13 protein-coding genes are annotated in these 15,204 nt (G+C 71.8%); 8 read left to right on the top strand and 5 right to left on the bottom strand.

Annotated elements, in window-relative coordinates:
- Positions 1-181: 181 nt before the first annotated feature.
- On the bottom strand, positions 182-2,179 hold the full coding sequence (locus DFJ66_RS01925; RefSeq protein WP_121217350.1) for a glycoside hydrolase family 31 protein: 1,998 nt from the start codon (positions 2,177-2,179) through the stop codon (positions 182-184).
- A gap of 149 nt (positions 2,180-2,328) precedes the next feature.
- Between DFJ66_RS01925 and DFJ66_RS01920 the strand changes: the two genes are divergently transcribed.
- Positions 2,329-3,282 carry a cyclase family protein gene (locus tag DFJ66_RS01920; protein WP_121217348.1) on the top strand — a complete coding sequence of 318 codons (954 nt, stop codon included), beginning with the start codon at positions 2,329-2,331 and terminating at the stop codon, positions 3,280-3,282.
- 2 nt (positions 3,283-3,284) lie between these two features.
- Here DFJ66_RS01920 and DFJ66_RS01915 read toward each other — a convergent pair whose 3' ends face one another.
- The gene (locus DFJ66_RS01915) at positions 3,285-3,902 is read right to left on the bottom strand and encodes a TetR/AcrR family transcriptional regulator (protein ID WP_246029526.1); all 618 of its coding nucleotides are present in this window, start codon (positions 3,900-3,902) and stop codon (positions 3,285-3,287) included.
- Between the two features lie 37 nt (positions 3,903-3,939).
- On the opposite strand from DFJ66_RS01915, the gene DFJ66_RS01910 reads away from it, so the two are divergent.
- From DFJ66_RS01910 to DFJ66_RS01895, 4 genes are all read left to right on the top strand, one after another.
- Positions 3,940-5,316, top strand: coding sequence for an amidohydrolase family protein (locus DFJ66_RS01910; RefSeq protein ID WP_170199078.1), 1,377 nt, complete (start codon positions 3,940-3,942; stop codon positions 5,314-5,316).
- A gap of 25 nt (positions 5,317-5,341) precedes the next feature.
- Entirely contained in the window at positions 5,342-5,809 is a 468-nt protein-coding gene (locus DFJ66_RS01905; RefSeq protein WP_121217342.1) for an anthrone oxygenase family protein, read from the top strand.
- A 371-nt stretch (positions 5,810-6,180) separates the two neighbouring features.
- The gene (locus DFJ66_RS45550; RefSeq protein ID WP_147459150.1) at positions 6,181-6,405 is read left to right on the top strand and encodes an SGNH/GDSL hydrolase family protein; all 225 of its coding nucleotides are present in this window, start codon (positions 6,181-6,183) and stop codon (positions 6,403-6,405) included.
- Between the two features lie 112 nt (positions 6,406-6,517).
- Entirely contained in the window at positions 6,518-7,519 is a 1,002-nt protein-coding gene (locus DFJ66_RS01895; protein ID WP_121230507.1) for an ATP-grasp domain-containing protein, read from the top strand.
- Here the strand turns inward: DFJ66_RS01895 and DFJ66_RS01890 are convergent.
- The 3 genes from DFJ66_RS01890 to DFJ66_RS01880 form a co-directional block, all read right to left on the bottom strand.
- Complete coding sequence (locus tag DFJ66_RS01890) at positions 7,501-8,511, bottom strand: acetamidase/formamidase family protein (protein ID WP_121217338.1); 1,011 nt, start codon at positions 8,509-8,511, stop codon at positions 7,501-7,503. The genes DFJ66_RS01895 and DFJ66_RS01890 overlap by 19 nt on opposite strands.
- Positions 8,508-9,899, bottom strand: coding sequence for an APC family permease (locus DFJ66_RS01885; RefSeq protein ID WP_121217336.1), 1,392 nt, complete (start codon positions 9,897-9,899; stop codon positions 8,508-8,510). The genes DFJ66_RS01890 and DFJ66_RS01885 overlap by 4 nt, the downstream gene beginning before the upstream one ends.
- A gap of 89 nt (positions 9,900-9,988) precedes the next feature.
- Positions 9,989-11,092: a substrate-binding domain-containing protein gene (locus DFJ66_RS01880; protein ID WP_121217334.1), complete on the bottom strand. Its 1,104-nt coding sequence runs from the start codon at positions 11,090-11,092 to the stop codon at positions 9,989-9,991.
- Between the two features lie 19 nt (positions 11,093-11,111).
- Between DFJ66_RS01880 and DFJ66_RS01875 the strand changes: the two genes are divergently transcribed.
- From DFJ66_RS01875 to DFJ66_RS01865, 3 genes are all read left to right on the top strand, one after another.
- Positions 11,112-11,567: a MarR family winged helix-turn-helix transcriptional regulator gene (locus DFJ66_RS01875; RefSeq protein WP_246029525.1), complete on the top strand. Its 456-nt coding sequence runs from the start codon at positions 11,112-11,114 to the stop codon at positions 11,565-11,567.
- On the top strand, positions 11,564-13,588 hold the full coding sequence (locus DFJ66_RS01870) for a P-loop NTPase fold protein (protein ID WP_121217332.1): 2,025 nt from the start codon (positions 11,564-11,566) through the stop codon (positions 13,586-13,588). The genes DFJ66_RS01875 and DFJ66_RS01870 overlap by 4 nt, the downstream gene beginning before the upstream one ends.
- Before the next feature lie 85 nt (positions 13,589-13,673).
- A complete protein-coding gene (locus DFJ66_RS01865; RefSeq protein ID WP_121217330.1) occupies positions 13,674-15,113 on the top strand; it encodes a PhoX family protein in 1,440 nt (479 codons plus the stop codon).
- Positions 15,114-15,204: the final 91 nt, after the last annotated feature.

Below are 15,204 nucleotides of genomic sequence, written 5' to 3'. Positions count from 1 at the left end.
GGCGCTTCACATGACAGCCGTGTCCGGGTGAGACCGTCAAGTAACGAACCGGTAACCCGGCACTTCGAGGGCGTCGGCGTTTGCGCAGGTAGGGGCGGATCGGACCTGGTCAGCGGAGGGCCATCGGGCGATGTAAGCGGTTACAAAGAAAGAGCCTCAATTGACCTGGGCGCAAAAACAATCACGCGGTGAAGGCTTCGGCGACCGCGGCGCCTTCGCGAACGAAGACGGGGATGCGCGAGAGCGGTGCGGCGGCCTCCGCAGTCGTGCCGCCGTCGTGGCCGGCGCCGGTTTCCGCGTCCCGCCACCGCGTGCCCGCCGGCAGGTACACGGGCCGGGAACGCACCCCGGCCTCGGTGACGGGCGCGACGAGCACGTCCGGCCCGAGCAGGAACTGGTCCTCCACCGCCCAGGCCCGCTCGTCATCGGGGAAGTCGAAGAACAGCGGGCGCATGGGCGGGGCACCGGTGCGGTGGGCGGCCTCGGACAGCTCGGCCAGGTAGGGCCGCAGGCGTTCGCGCAACCGCAGGTGGGCGACCAGGATCTCGTACGCCTCCTCGCCGTAGGACCACACCTCGTTGACGTTGCCGCTCATCGAGGTGCTGAACGGCTGGTTGGGCGCGCGGTCGCCGTGCAGCCGCATGATCGGGCTGAACGTGCCGTACTGGAACCACCGGACCAGGACCTCGCGGTAGGCCGGGTCGTCCGGGTCGCCGCCGTGGAAGCCGCCGATGTCGGTGTTCCACCACGGGATGCCGCTCAGCGCCACGTTCAGACCGGCCCGGACCTGGGTGGCCAGCGAGGCGAAGGTGGTGGGGATGTCGCCGGACCACAGCGCGGCCCCGTGGCGCTGGCTGCCCGCCCACGCGCTGCGGATCAGCGTCAGCAGGCGGTCCTCGCCGACCGACCGCAGGCCGTCGGCGACGCCCTGGGCGTGCAGCAGCGGGTAGAGGTTGGCCACCTGCGCGCCCGGACCGGCGGCGTAGACGGCGCGGGCGGCCAGGTGCGGTGGCACGTCCGGTTCGCAGGCGTCGAGCCAGAACAGGCTGATCCCGTGCGCGTGGTAGTGCTCGCGCAGCTCCTGCCACAGCAACCGGCGCGCGTCGGGGTGGGTGGCGTCGTAGTGGGCCATCGGCTGGTAGGCCGGGCCGGGCTCGCGGGAGGGCAGGTGCGCGGTGAGCAGCCCGCCGTGGGCGTCGCGGACCAGCAGGCCGTCCGTGCGCAAGGCGTCGTGGTTGTCGCTGCTCGGCTCCACGGTCGGCCACACGGAGACCGCGAGCTTCACGCCGAGCGACTCCAGCTCCGCCACCATCGCCGCCGGGTCGGGCCACTCGTCGGGTTCGAAGCGCCAGTCGCCCATGTGCGGCCAGTGGAAGAAGTCGCAGACGATGACCGACAGCGGCAGGCCGCGCCGGGCGTACTCGCGGGCGACGGCGAGCAGTTCCTCCTGGTCGCGGTAGCGCAGCTTCGACTGCCAGAACCCGCTGGCCCACTCCGGCAGCAACGGCGGGTGCCCGGTGACGTCGACGTAGCCGGCCGTGATGTCGGCGGGGGTGTCGCCCGCGATGATCCAGTAGTCGAGCTGGGTGGTCGAGTCGGCGACCCAGCGGGTGGTGTCGGCGCCCAGTTCGACGCGGCCCAGGGCGGGGTTGTGCCACAGCAGGCCGTAGCCGCGGGAGGAGTGCAGGAACGGGATCGGGGCGGTGGTGTTGGCCTGCACGAGGTCGACCACCACGCCCTTCTGGTCCAGCCGCCCGTTCGGGTTCTGACCGAGGCCGAAGATCCGCTCGTCGTCGTAGGCCGCGAAGTACTGCTGGAGCTGGTAACCGCCGTCGGCGCGCGGCGAGAAGACCCGCGGCCCGGTGTAGGCGATGTGCGGCAGCTTCTCCGCGAGCAGCTCACGACCGGTCACGGCGTGCACGAACCGGATCTTCCCGCTCGGGTCCACCTCGACGGCGAGCTTGCCGTTGACCAGCCGGGCCGAGCCGTCGCCGAGCAGCACCTGCTCGACCTCCGGCGCGGGCGGGGCCACCGCGTCGAGGACGCCGGGCAGGTCGGGGTCGATCGCGTCGACGGCCGCGCGCACCCGCACGGCGTCCGGCCCCCACGGCTCGATCCACAGGACTTCCTGCGGCGTGCGCAGCTCCAGACCACCGGCGTCACGGACGAAAGCGGGCATCACGCCTCCCAGGCGGTGTATCGAAGCGCTTCGACTGAACCGAGGCTAGTTGATCGCATTGCGCCCGTTCAAGGGGCTGGTGCGGCAATCAAGCGCTTGACCCCCGCGCGGCCCCGCCTCGCGCGTGCCGGGTGTCGTAGCCTGCTTCGATGACGGCCGGGCGATCCCTCCCCACGCAGGAAGACGTTCTCGGGTACTTCGAGACGCTGTCCAACTGGGGGCGGTGGGGCGACGACGACCAACTCGGCATCCTGAACCACATCACCGACGACGTCCGACTGGCCGCGGCGCGGGCCGTGCGGCACGGCAGGAGCGTGTCGTGCGCGTGGGAGATCACCGTCCCGGGCGAGGTGGAACGGTCGACCACGACGTGCCCGCGCGCCGCCGACATGCCCGGTGCCGAGAACATGCCGCCGGAGTTCCGCAACGACCGGCGCTGGGGGTTCTCCACCGAACGGCTCGGCCTCACCTTCCACGGCAACACCGTCACCCACGTCGACTCGCCGTGCCACATCTACTGGGACGGCACCATGTACAACGGCCGGCCGCACTCGTTGGTCGACACCGGGACGGGATCGGCGTGGGCGGCCGTCACGGCGGCGGCGAACGGGATCGTCACGCGGGGCGTCCTGCTGGACGTCGCGGCGGTGCGTGACGTGCCGTGGCTGGAGCCGGGGCAGGGCGTGTTCCCCGAGGACTTGGAGGAGGCCGAACGCCGCCAGGGCGTGCGGGTCCGTCCCGGCGACGCGGTGCTCCTGCGCACCGGCCACGGCCGCGTCCGACACGAGTCCGGTGGCGTCGGCGGTTTCACGCAGCCGGGGTGGCACGCGTCCTGCCTGCCGTGGCTGCGCGACCGCGAAGTCGCCCTGATCGGCGCGGACAGCCCTCAGGACGTGCAGCCCTCGGGGTACGCCGACGTGCTGATGCCGGTGCACGCCGTGGGCCTGGTCGCGATGGGCCTGTGGCTGCTGGACAACTGCGACCTGGAGGCGTGCGCGACGACCGCCGCCGAACTCGGCCAGTGGGACTTCCAGCTCGCGGTGGCACCGGTCCGCCTGGCCGGCGCGTCGGGCAGCCCGGTCAACCCGATCGCCACGTTCTGAGGTCAGGTCCCGGCACTCGGGTCGGCGGTCGTCGCGGGATCGACACCGCAGACGCGCAATGCGCTCCGGGCGAGCGCCGCGGTGGCCTCCGACAGGGTCATGCGGCCCGCGTGCACGGCCTCCCCGGCGGCGTGCCCGAGGGCGACGACCGCGCCGGCGAGCCACTCGACGGGGACGTCGTCGGCGAACTCCCCCGACAGCCGGCCGCGGGTGAGCAGCCGGTCGAGGTGGCCGACCACGGGCCGGTGCCTGGCGTGGTCGGAGTCCCGGGCAGCGGCAGCGACGCTCAGCAGGAGCGGGTAGCGCTGCATGGTCCGCCAGCTCGCGTCGAGCAGGCGCAGCAGCGCGTCGGCCGCGGAGCCCTCGTCGAGGCGCGCGGCGTCCATCTCGGCGACCGCCTCGCCGGTGATCACGTCGACCACCGCGGCGATGAGGTCTTCCCTGGTCTTGAAGTGGGCGTAGACGGTCTGCCTGCTCACGCCCGCCGCCGCCGCGATGTCCTCCACGCTCGCAGTGGGTTGTGCGCCGAGCACTTCCTTCGCGGCGGCCAGGATCGCACCGGCGCTGCGATCGGCGTCGGAACGGCGTCGTCGCCGCCGAGGAGGCGTTATCTCTGACACCTTGTCAACTCTAGCAGCGCTCGTTAAGTTTGACGGCATGTCAGAGTTAAGAGCAGGTGTTCTCGCGCTGACCGGTGTCACCGTCATCGACGCCACCGGCGACCCGCCCGAGCGCGATGCGACCGTTGTCGTCCGCGGTGATCGCATCGTCGCGGCAGGACACGACGTGCCCGTGCCGGCCAGTGCGGAAGTCCTCGCGCTGGAGGGGAAGTTCGTGATCCCCGGCCTGTGGGACGCCCACGTCCACAGCTTCCCCGACGAGCGGATCTCCCCACCGCTGTACCTGGTCAACGGCATCACCTCGGTGCGGGAGATGTCCGGCACCCCGCTGCTGCGCCAGTGGCGGGACCGGGTCGACCGCGGCGAGCTGCTCGGGCCGCGGTCCCTCGTCGCGTCCCGGATCGTCGACGGCGCGCCGACCATCGGCGCCCCGGCGACCTTCGTCGAGGTGGCCACCGAGGAACAGGCGCGGAACGCGGTCCGGGAGGCCGGGCGCGACGGTGCCGATTTCGTGAAGGTCTACTCGCGCCTGTCCGGGGACCTGCACCGCGCGATCGCCGACGAGGCCCGCCGGCAGCGGATGCCGTTCGCTGGGCACTGCCCCGACGCGGTCCCGCTCGACACGGTCGCCGCGTCGGGTCAGTACAGCGTCGAACACCTCTACTCGACCTGGTACGGCGCCTCCACCCGCGAGGAGGAGCTGCGCGCCCGGATCGCCGGGCTCACGATCGAGCGCTGCGACTTCGTCACGTGGCTGCACGAGGTCCACCGGCTGGAGTGGGACGCCGTCGGCAGCTACAGCGCGTCCAAGGCGGCGGAGGTGTCGGCCGCGCTGGTCCGCCACCGCACCCGGGTCGTCCCCACGCTCGTGGTCTACGGGGTGTTGGACCGGCCCGACGAGGTCGTGCCGGACGACGACCGGTTGGCGTACGTGCCGGCGGCGGTGGTGGAAGGGTGGCGCTGGGCGCTGGAGAACGTCGTCAAAGCCGGTTGGACACCGGAGGAAGCCGCTCAGCGGCGTACCTTGTTCGAGCGCCGGCTGGCGTTCGTGGGCGAACTCGCCCGCGCGGGCGTGCCGGTCGTCGCCGGGACCGACGCGGGTGACCTGCCGTTCGTCGTCCCGGGGTTCAGCCTGCACGACGAACTCGCCGCGCTCGTGCGCGCCGGGCTGACGCCGCTGGAGGCGCTGCGGGCCGCGACCGTCGAACCGGCCCGCATGCTCGGCCTGGACGACCGGCTCGGCACGGTGACGCCCGGCAAGCTCGCCGACCTCGTGGTGCTCGACGCCGACCCGCTGGCCGACATCCGCAACACCACCCGCGTCCACACCGTCCTGACCGGCGGCCGGGTCATCTCCCCGGAGCGGCGCACCCGCATGCTCGCCGACATCGCCGCCGCGGCGGCCACCCCCTGAACCCGTGCCCCACAAGGAGAACCCCATGCTCGTCCGCCTGGTCACCGGCCTCGCCCTGCTGTCCACCGGCCTGCTCTCGGGCGCCTTCGGCTACGGCGCGGTCAACGTGGCGACGACGTTCAACGTGGTGCCGCTCGACGTGCGCCTGACCTTCCACTCGGCGCTCATGCGGATGAACGGCCCCGTCATGCAGACCACGATGGCCCTGGCCGCGCTCAGCTCGCTCGCCCTCGCCGTCCTCGTCCGGGGCACCCACCGGTACCTGGCGGGTGCGGCCGGCGCGTTGGCGGTTGCGTCGTTCCTGATCACCCGCCTGGGCAACGTGCCGATCAACGGCCGGATCAAGGAGTGGGCGGTGACCACACCACCCGCCGACTACGCCGTGCAGCTCCAGCGGTGGGAGATGTTCAACGTCGCACGCACCCTGACCGCCTTGGTCGCGTTCCTGCTCGTGATCACCATCGCCATCCGCGGAACCCGAACCGCGAAGTGAGGACGTCGACCTGTGAATCCACAAAGGACAGCAGCCGCTCTCGCGGTCCTCGCCGTGGTCTCCGCCGGCACCGGGACCGCCCTCGCGGCACCGACCGTGCTCAACCAGGGCATCGACGGCAACCGAGTGACCGTCGACTCGGCCTGGCTCGGCGAGCGGGCGACCGTCCGGTTCGACCGCGACGTGCCCGGCCGGCCCGGCGTGGGTGCCGTCGTCGTGCTGGTCGGCGTCAACGACATCGGCATGAGCGAAACCCGCCGGCCGCCCCGTACACGGAGGTGTCGGCGGCCGAGGTCAAGTCCGGGCACCGGGAGTTGGTCCGCCGAGCACGGGCCAGGGGCCTGCGGGTCATCGGCGGCACCATGCCACCCATGAAGGGTTCCCGCCACCACACCCCGCTCGCCGAGGCCAAGCGCGACGAGGTCGACACCTGGGTCCGCACCAGCGGCGTCTACGACGAGGTCGTCGACTTCGACCGCGTCCTCGCCTGGCAGGCCGACACCGACGCCCTCGACCCCGCTTTCGACAGCGGCGACCACCCGCACCCCAACGACGCCGGCTATCGCGCGATGGCGGACGCCGTCCACCTCGACTGACCCGACCGACGGGTGAGGTAGACACTTTCAGGTGCACTTGGGCGTTCGGACGTCCCGCACCGCCTCGGCCGGACCGCAGCCTCGGTACCGTCGCCTGTGGAGGCAGGTGACGATGCTGTCAGTCGGGACGTTCCTCCCCGCCAAAGCGGACGGCGGGGGTGTCATCGCGCCCGACGAGCACGCGGTGCTCCTGGGGCTGCTGGAACAGACGCCCGGGTGGGAGGTCGTGCACGGGCTGGACTTCCGCGAGTCCCACATCCGGCGAGGGCGCGTCTACTGCGGTGACGTCTGCCTGAGCGACCTGGACGTCTACCTCTGGCACGTCGACTTCGCGCGCAAACCGGGCAGCTACGACCTGGACGCGTTGCTCACGCTCAACCGCGACACCCTCGTCATCCCCGATCCCGAGCAGGTCGCCGTGGCGTTCGACAAGCACTGGGCGTACCTGACCCTCGACCGCGCGGGTGTGGCCGTGCCGGACAGCGTCCTGGTCAGCGCCCGCAACGTCGAGGCCGCCGAGCCCGCGCTCGCCGAGTGGGGGTGTGCGGTGCTCAAGCCGCGCCGGGGGTGTTTCGGGTGGGGCGTCACGTTCATCGACAGCTTCACGACCCTGCGCGACATCGTCGGCTACATCGACGCGGAGACGACCGAGACGCGGGTGCGCGGGGTCTCGCAGGCGGCCTCCGGGCGCAGTTTCCTGCTGGAACGCTTCTACCCCAACAGCCCGCACGACTGGCTGGGCGTCACGTTCGTCGGCGGCGAGATCGCCTACGGCTTCCGCAAGGACGGCGACCGCCACGCCCGGTGGAACGACACGGCGTGGAAGGTCTACGACGCCGGGCGCGGCGGCGGCAGCGTCCGGTACCAGGAGGTGCCGCCGTCCCACACCGGCCTGCTGCACGCCGCACGCCGCGCATTCGACCTGCCGCTGGTCGGGTTCGACGTGATCTGCCACGAAGGACGCCCGATGGTCGTGGACGTCAACACCGGCCCGGCCCTGTACGAGGAGCTGTTCGCCGCCGCCGGCAAGACGATGGCCCACGAGCTCCACCGCGCCTACGCCGCCGCCGTCCACCGGGCGACGGGCGAACAGCTTCAGCGTTCGGCCAGATAACGGCTCGCCGTCTCGCGCAGGCGCGCGTGGATCCCGTCGTACGCGGTGGCGTTCCCCAGAAGGAGCTTCGGCAGCTTGGCCACCATGGTGTAGTTGGTGTCCACCACGTTGCCCGCCGGCGCCAGGCCCGCCTGGCTGACCAACTGGTAGGCGTCGAGCACGTCCAGGCCCAGCAGCTGGGCAGTCCAGCCCACCAGGTCGTGCTGGCTGATGCGGAAGGCGTCCTCCAGCGGGCGGGCCGAGCCGGTGCTCATCAGGTGGTCGTCGTTCTCCAGGCGGGGCCAGGCCGGGGCCGCGCCCTTGACCAGGTCCACCACGACCACGGTGGACATCGCCGCTTCCACCGCCGTGCCGCAGACCTCGCCCTCGCCCTGGCGGCAGTGGCCGTCGCCGAGGGAGATCAGCGCGCCGGGCACGTTGACCGGGAAGTACGCCGTGGTGCCCGCGCGCAGCTCCGGGGTGTCCATGTTCCCGCCGTGCGCGCCGGGGCTGATGCTCATCAGCACCTCGCCGGCGGCGGGCGCGACGCCGACCGTGCCGTGCATGGGGTCCAGCGGGAGCTCCACCTCGAACTCGCTGCTCCGGGCGTGGAACCGGCACACCCCCCGGTCCACGTCCACGTCGTAGAGCCACACCCGCTCGGGCAGGGCGTCGTGCAGCATGGCGGTGGTGTGGGTCGCGGTCAGCGCGCCGAAGTGCGGGAAGGTGGTGGAGACGGCCCAGTCGCGAGCCGGGCGGATGTCGACGAAGTGCACCGCCACCGCGTCACCCGGTTCCGCGCCCTCGACGGCGATCGGACCGGTCACCGGGTTCAGGTAGGGGAAGGTGCACACCCGGCTGGGCAGGTCGTCCACGGTCCGCACCGCTCCGCCGAAGCAGTCCTCTGTGGACAGTTCCACCACGGTGCCCGGCCGCACGGTCAGCAGCGGCTCCTGCCCGCCGAACGCGTAGGCGTACCGCTCGGGATCCAGGCGCACGACCTCGATGCTCACTTCTCCTCCTCCGTCCCGCCGAGCCCGGACAGGCGCAGGCCGCGGCCCGTCGCGAGCAGGACCACCATCAAGACCACCCCGAGGCCGAGCCACACCAGTCCGCTGGTCTGCGCGGCGAGCTTGGCGTTGACCACGACGAAGGCGAGGACGGCGAACCCGATCACGGGCGCGATCAGGTGCTTCCACCAGTCCCGACTGCGTTGCCGGACCACGTAGTGCACCACCACGGCCACGTGCAGGAGCAGGAACGCGATCATCGCGCCGAAGTTCACCAGCGAACTCATCAACGTGATGCCGTCCTCACGGGACTGCATGTACAACCCCAGAACCAGGGACACCCCGGCGACCAACAGAGTGGCGTTGACCGGCACACGCCGGGTCGGGTGCACCTTGGCCAGGAACCGGGGCAGGCTGCGGTCGCGAGCCATGGCGAACAGCAGCCGCGAGGTCGCCGCCTGCGCGACCAGCGAGTTGGCGAACCCCCAGGACACCGCGGTCGCCACGGCGGTCAGGACGGCCAACCACTCGCCACCGGCCACGCGCGCCGCGTCGTAGAACGCCGTGCCGCCCGGGTCGCCCTCGGTGAGCAGGGCCTGGGCGTCGGGCACGAGCATCGCCGCCACCCAGGTCTGCACCACGAACAGCACACCGACCAGCACCAGCGCGGCCACCATCGACCGGCCGATCGCCCGTGCGGACTCGCGGTTCTCCTCGGCCAGGGTCGAGATCCCGTCGAAGCCCAGGAAGCTGAGCACCGCGATGGACACCGCGCCGAGCACCAGCGGCCAGGAGAAGGTCTCGCCGGTGTAGAACGCGTCGAAGCTGAAGCCCCGCCCCTTGCCCTGGGCCACCGCGACCACGCCGATCACGACGAACACCGCCAGCACGACCAGTTCGGCCACCAGCATGATCCGGTTGACCCGCGCGGTCATCTCGATGCCCAGGTAGTTGACCGCGGTGTTGAGCAGCACGAACGCCACCAGCCACAGCCACACCGGCACGGCCGGCACCAGCGAGTTCATCGCCACGCCCGCGATCAGGTAGAGCAGGCCGGGCACCAGGACGTAGTCCAGCAGCACCATCCACCCGGCCAGGAACCCGACCGGCGCGCCGATGCCGCGGCCCGCGTAGGTGTAGACCGAGCCGGCGAGCGGGAACGCCTTGGACATCTGCGCGTAGGAGTTGGCGGTGAACAGCATGGCGACCATGCCGATGACGTAGGTCAGGGCGACCATCCCGCCCGAGCCCTGGAACACGCCGCCGAAGATGCCGAACGGGGCGATCGGCACCATGAAGATCAACCCGTAGACCAGCAGGTCGCGAAAACCCAGCGAGCGCCGCAGTTCCTGGGTGTAGCCATAGCGCTCCAGGTCCGTGTCCTGGCTCATCGCCGTCCTCCTCGCCACGCGACAGTGCGGCGAAGCCTAGACGTAGTACTTCCGGATGAAAAGGTTCCACTCGGAAAGATCTTGGTGCCTCAGAACCGGGTGATCACGGTGAGGTCCAGGCCATCGGCGCGGGCGAGGAAACCGCCCGGGCTCGGCGCGCCCAGCGACCCGACCGGCCACGCCCCGCGCGGCGGATCGGCGAGCAGCCGGGCGGCCTCCACCTGCGCTTTCGAGGCGGTGAGCCCGCCGGTCGCGGCCAACGCCGCCGTCAGGAGCACGCCGTCGTAACAGCCTTCGGCGTAGACGTCGAGCACAGGGGCGCCACCGCCGAACAACGCCCGGTAGCGCTCGGCCAACGCGATCCGCCGGTCGTCGCCCTGACCCGCGAACGACCGCATGGCCGCGTACAACTCGCCGGTGTCGTCGCCGCCGGTGGCCAGCAGGACGTTCTCCTCCAGCGCGCCCGACAACCGCACCACCCGCTGCGCCAACGCCGACGCGGCGAACACGCGGTTGAACCGGGCCAGTTCACGACCGACCAGGCTGACCACCACGGCCTCCGCCCCCGCCCGCGCCAGCCCGGCCACGATCCGCTCGGCGTCGATCCCCGGCTCCGGGAACGGCACCAACCGCTCCCACACCACCTCCGCACCCACCGCGCGCACGATCGCCGACACGGCCCGGTGCACCGCGCGCGGCCAGATGTAGTCACTGCCCACCAACGCCCAGCGCCGCAGCCCGCGCCGCGCCACCAGCCACCGGACGGCGGGGGCGAGCTGTCGACCCGGTGACTCCCCGAGCAGCACCACGCCCGGCAGGCGCGTCCCGCCCTCGTGCGGCGGGGTGAACACGTACGGCACCCGTCCGCCCAGGGCGACCTCCAGGGCGCGGTGCACATCGCTGGTGTGGAAGCCCACGAACGCGTCGACCAGCCCGAGCATCCCCACGGCGTCCGCCGCCACCTCACGCGGCGCACGCCCCGCGTCGAGCAACACCAACTCCACCCGCCGCCCGCGCACACCGCCCGCCGCGTTCACCTCGGTGGCCGCGAGCGAGGCGGCCGACAGCCCGGACGGCCCGGTCAACCCCAGCGCACCGGACAACGGCAGCAGCAGCCCCAGCCGCAGCACCCCCGGGTCCGGCCCGGCCACCGCGACCTCGACCCGGTCGCGCACGACCGCCGTGGAGTCCATGGGCGCCACAGTATGCTCGGTGTCCAACCTCCCCGGCGAAGGGCACGTCATGGCTGGTCAGCGCGGTACCCGAGTGGCCGGCGCGGACCTGGTCGACCTGCTGACCCGCGCCCAGCGCGCCCTGGTCCGCGACCTGGGGACGGTGCTGGAGGAGGAGGGCTGCACCGTCGACCAGTGGCGGGTGCTGCGCGCCCTGGCCGCCGAGGAACGCTCGATGGGCGAGCTGGCCGCGGCCCTGGAAATCCCCCACCCGACCCTGACCCGCGTGGTGGACGCGCTGGTCGACTCGGCCCTGCTGTACCGCACCCAGTCCGAGGAGGACCGCCGCCGGGTGTCGGTCCACGTCTCCCCCCTGGGCCGCACCAAGCTGAACCGCCTGGAATCCCTGGCCGCCGCCCACGAACGCGCGTTGGCCACCCGCATCGGCCCCGAGACCGTCACCCGCCTCACCGACCTCCTCCGCGACCTGCCGTGAACCCGGACTTAGCGGACGAGATCACCCGCACCACCGCGGAGCTGTTCTCGTCGCCGGAGTTCGCCCACTACGCGGACCACCAGGCCAGCCTCTCCGAACGGGTGCGACGGGGACACCCCACCCTGGAAGACCGCCTCCGACCCCTTCGGAACGCACGCGCGACCGAGCGGCAACAGCTGGAGCTCCGGCGCCGGATGATGCGCATCGGGCGGGCCATGAGCATCGTCGCCTTGGCCTTCGCCGCGACCGCGTTCGTCCTGTGCTGGTACTCCTTGCCCCGGACGCTGCCCGCCGCCGTGTCGTGGACCCTGATCACGGCAATGACCGGCCTCCTGATGCTTGTCGCGGCCGTCACGGTCCGCTCGATCACCCGCAGGGCGTTCGTCCTCCGGTCCCGAGCAGCCGACCGGGCCGAGGCCGCCTACGACCGGGAGTTGCGGGCCGCCGTCACCGAGACGGTCACGACCGCGATCAACGAGGAGCTCGGCCCGCGCGGCATCGTCGCCTTCCCCACCCGCGCGCCGCGCCTGGTCGAGCTGGACACCTCGGTGATCACCCCCTCGGCCACGGTCGACTACGTCCGGGACTTCATCACCAGCCACGAGTCGTCCGCGATCGGTCTGGCCGGCACGCGGGGCTCGGGCAAGTCGACCGTGATGCGGGCGCTGCGCAAGGACGAGCGGTTGTCGCGCCACCCGGTCTTCTTCCCGGCACCGGTCAAGTACGACGAGGGCGAGTTCATCCGCCGGCTGCTGTCCGAGGTCGCGAACGTCATCGCGGGCAAGCCGGTCGGCCGCACCGGCGAACGGGTCCGCCGCACCCGGACGGCCTTCTCCACCGCCGTGGGTCTCGTGGGCCTGTCCATCGCCCTGTTCCGTCTGCTCGACCTGAGCTGGGACAGCACCCCGATCGACTTCTACCTGGCGATCAGCCTCGGCCTGCTCACGTTCTCGGCGACCGGCCTGGTCTACAGCGCCGTCAACGCCCTCACCCCGGTCGCCGAGCCCGGCGCCGCCGACGTCCGCCAGGCACGGCGGATCCAGCACCTGCTCAAGTGGGAGGTCGAGCACGGTGCCACGAGCAAGAACACGGTCAAGCTGTGGTCGGTGTTCGAGACCGCGGACGAGGACTCCGTCAAGCACAAGAGCCGTGCGATGTCGCACGCGGACCTGGTGATGGAACTGCGCGAACTCCTCACGTTGTTCGCCGCCGGCCACCGTGACGACAAGCTGGTGATCTGCGTGGACGAGTTGGACAAGCTCGACAAGCCCGAGAGCCTGGTGTCCGTCGTCAACGAGCTCAAGGACCTGTTCCACATCCAGGGCGTGCACTTCGTGGTCGCGGTGTCCACCGACGCGCTCGCCGCGTTCGAACAACGCGGCCTGCCCGCGCGCGACGCGTTCGACTCCGCTTTCGACGTCGTCGTGCGGGCGGAACCCCTCACCCTGGACGAGTCGGTCTCCGTGGTCACCGCGCGGGCGGCCGGCTTCGCCCCGCTGATCGCGATGTTCTGCCACGCGTGGTCTGGCGGCCTGCCACGGGACCTGTTGCGCACCGCGCGCATGGCGGTGGAGCTCCAACGCCGGAGCAACGCACCGCTGACGATGGTCGACCTCGTCTCCCACGTGATCCGGCACGACCTGCGGCACGCCACCACGGCCGCCGTGCGGGCGGCGGGCTCGGACGACCCGGACATCACGCCGCTGTGGGAGCTGCACACGCTGGTGGACGGGCAGGCCACCGAGGACGACCTGGCAGGGCTGGTCTTCCAGTCCGAGGTCGGCGAGGTGCTGCGCGCCAAGGCCGTGCTGGGCGTCCACCTGATCCGCCTCGCGAGCACGATGAGCCGCTTCGACACCTACTGGGACGACCGCAGCCCGAAATCGACCAGCCTCAAAGCCCTGCTGAGCGACATCGGGATGGCGATGACGCGGATCACCGGGCCGCGGCCGATGCGCGAGGCGGCGGTGGCCAAGGCGACCCGCCGGTTCGACCCCGCGGTGCTGCGGACCTCGGGGTGAGCCAGGGACTCGCGGGTGACCAGGGCCTCGGGGTGACCCAGGGCCTCCGGTTGCGGGGTGGCGGGGGTGGGCGGACGATGCGGCGATGGATCGTCGGACCGTTTTGCGTGGTGCCGTGGCCGGGGCGTTGTTGGGTGGGCCGTTCGCCGGGTTCCTGAACCGGGCCGCCGCCGAACCCGCCCGTGCCAACGTGCTCGGGCCCGTCCCCGACCTGCGTGACGGGGCGGTGCGGTTGTGGCTGCCCGAAGGGTTCCAGTACCGGTCGTTCCACGACACGGAGTCCACGGTAGTGCTGGACGGCCAGACCGTCCTGCCCGGACGCCACGACGGCATGGGCGCCTTCCGCGCCGGCAACGGCAACTACCTGCTCGTGCGCAACCACGAGCTCAACGGGCCGGGCAAGGCGTTCGGCGACCCCGGTCAGGCCTACGACACCGCCGCCCAAGCCGGCTGCACCACCGTCGAGGTGACCCGGTACGGCGAAGTCCGGCACGCCCGCACCAGCCTCAACGGCACGATGATGAACTGCTCGGGCGGCCGGATGCCGTGGGGCTCCTGGATCTCCTGCGAGGAGACGGTCAACGGCCCGGACGTCGGCCCGGACTTCACCGGCGCGCCCAACGTGGCCCTCACCCAGCGGCACGGGTTCGTCTTCGAGGTGCCCGCGGACGGGGAGTCCGACCGGGAGCCGATCACGGCGGCCGGGCGGTTCGCGCACGAGTCGGTCGCGTTCGACCCGGCGGGCGGACACCTGTACCTGACCGAGGACAACTTCGGCTTCGCCTCGGGCTTCTACCGCTACCGGCCCCGCCACCACCCGATGACCACGGGCCGGCTGGACAACCACGGCCGGTTGCAGATGCTGAAGGTCAAGGGCGTCCCCAACGCCCACCTCGAGGCCGCGCAGCCCACGGGCACCAGCTACGAGACGGAGTGGGTGGACATCGACGACCCCGCCCCGACCTTCCCGTACACGCCCGGTCAAGCCGCGCCGACCACGAACGACACCGCGCTCAACCACGTCGCCGCGCAGGGCCAGGCGCAGGGCGCGGCGATGTTCTCCCGCCTCGAAGGCTCGGCCTACGACCGGGGCGTCGTGTACTTCACCTCGACGCAGGGCGGCGGCCCCGCCGAGACCGGCCCGGACACGGCCACCGGCTACGGCAACGGCACCGGCCAGATCTGGGGCTACGACACGACTTCCGGCGTGCTGACCCTGCTCTACCAGTCCCCCGGCCCGGACGTGCTCGACTTCCCCGACAACGTCACCACCAGCAAGCGCGGCACCCTGGTGGTCTGCGAGGACGGCGTCAACGACAACTACCTGCGCGGTCTGACCCGGGACGGGCAGCTGTTCGACATCGCCCTCAACCGCCTGGTCAGCGGCTCCGGCACGCCGAGGTTCAACGACGAGTTCGCCGGGTCCACCTTCAGCCCGGACGGGCACACCCTGTTCGTCAACATCCAGGCGTCGCGCGGGATGACGTTCGCGATCTGGGGTCCGTGGGGCCGGATCGGCGTGTGAAGGCGCCACCCCGACCCGAACCCGGTCATCACCACGACGACGATCGGCTGACCGCGGGTGGTCCCGGGCGAGGCGCCCGCACGGGACCACC

The sequence above is a fragment of the Saccharothrix variisporea genome (genome assembly GCF_003634995.1).
Classification (GTDB): domain Bacteria; phylum Actinomycetota; class Actinomycetes; order Mycobacteriales; family Pseudonocardiaceae; genus Actinosynnema; species Actinosynnema variisporeum.
Note: the sequence above shows the minus strand (reverse complement) of the source record. Positions and strands in the feature narration are given on the sequence as shown.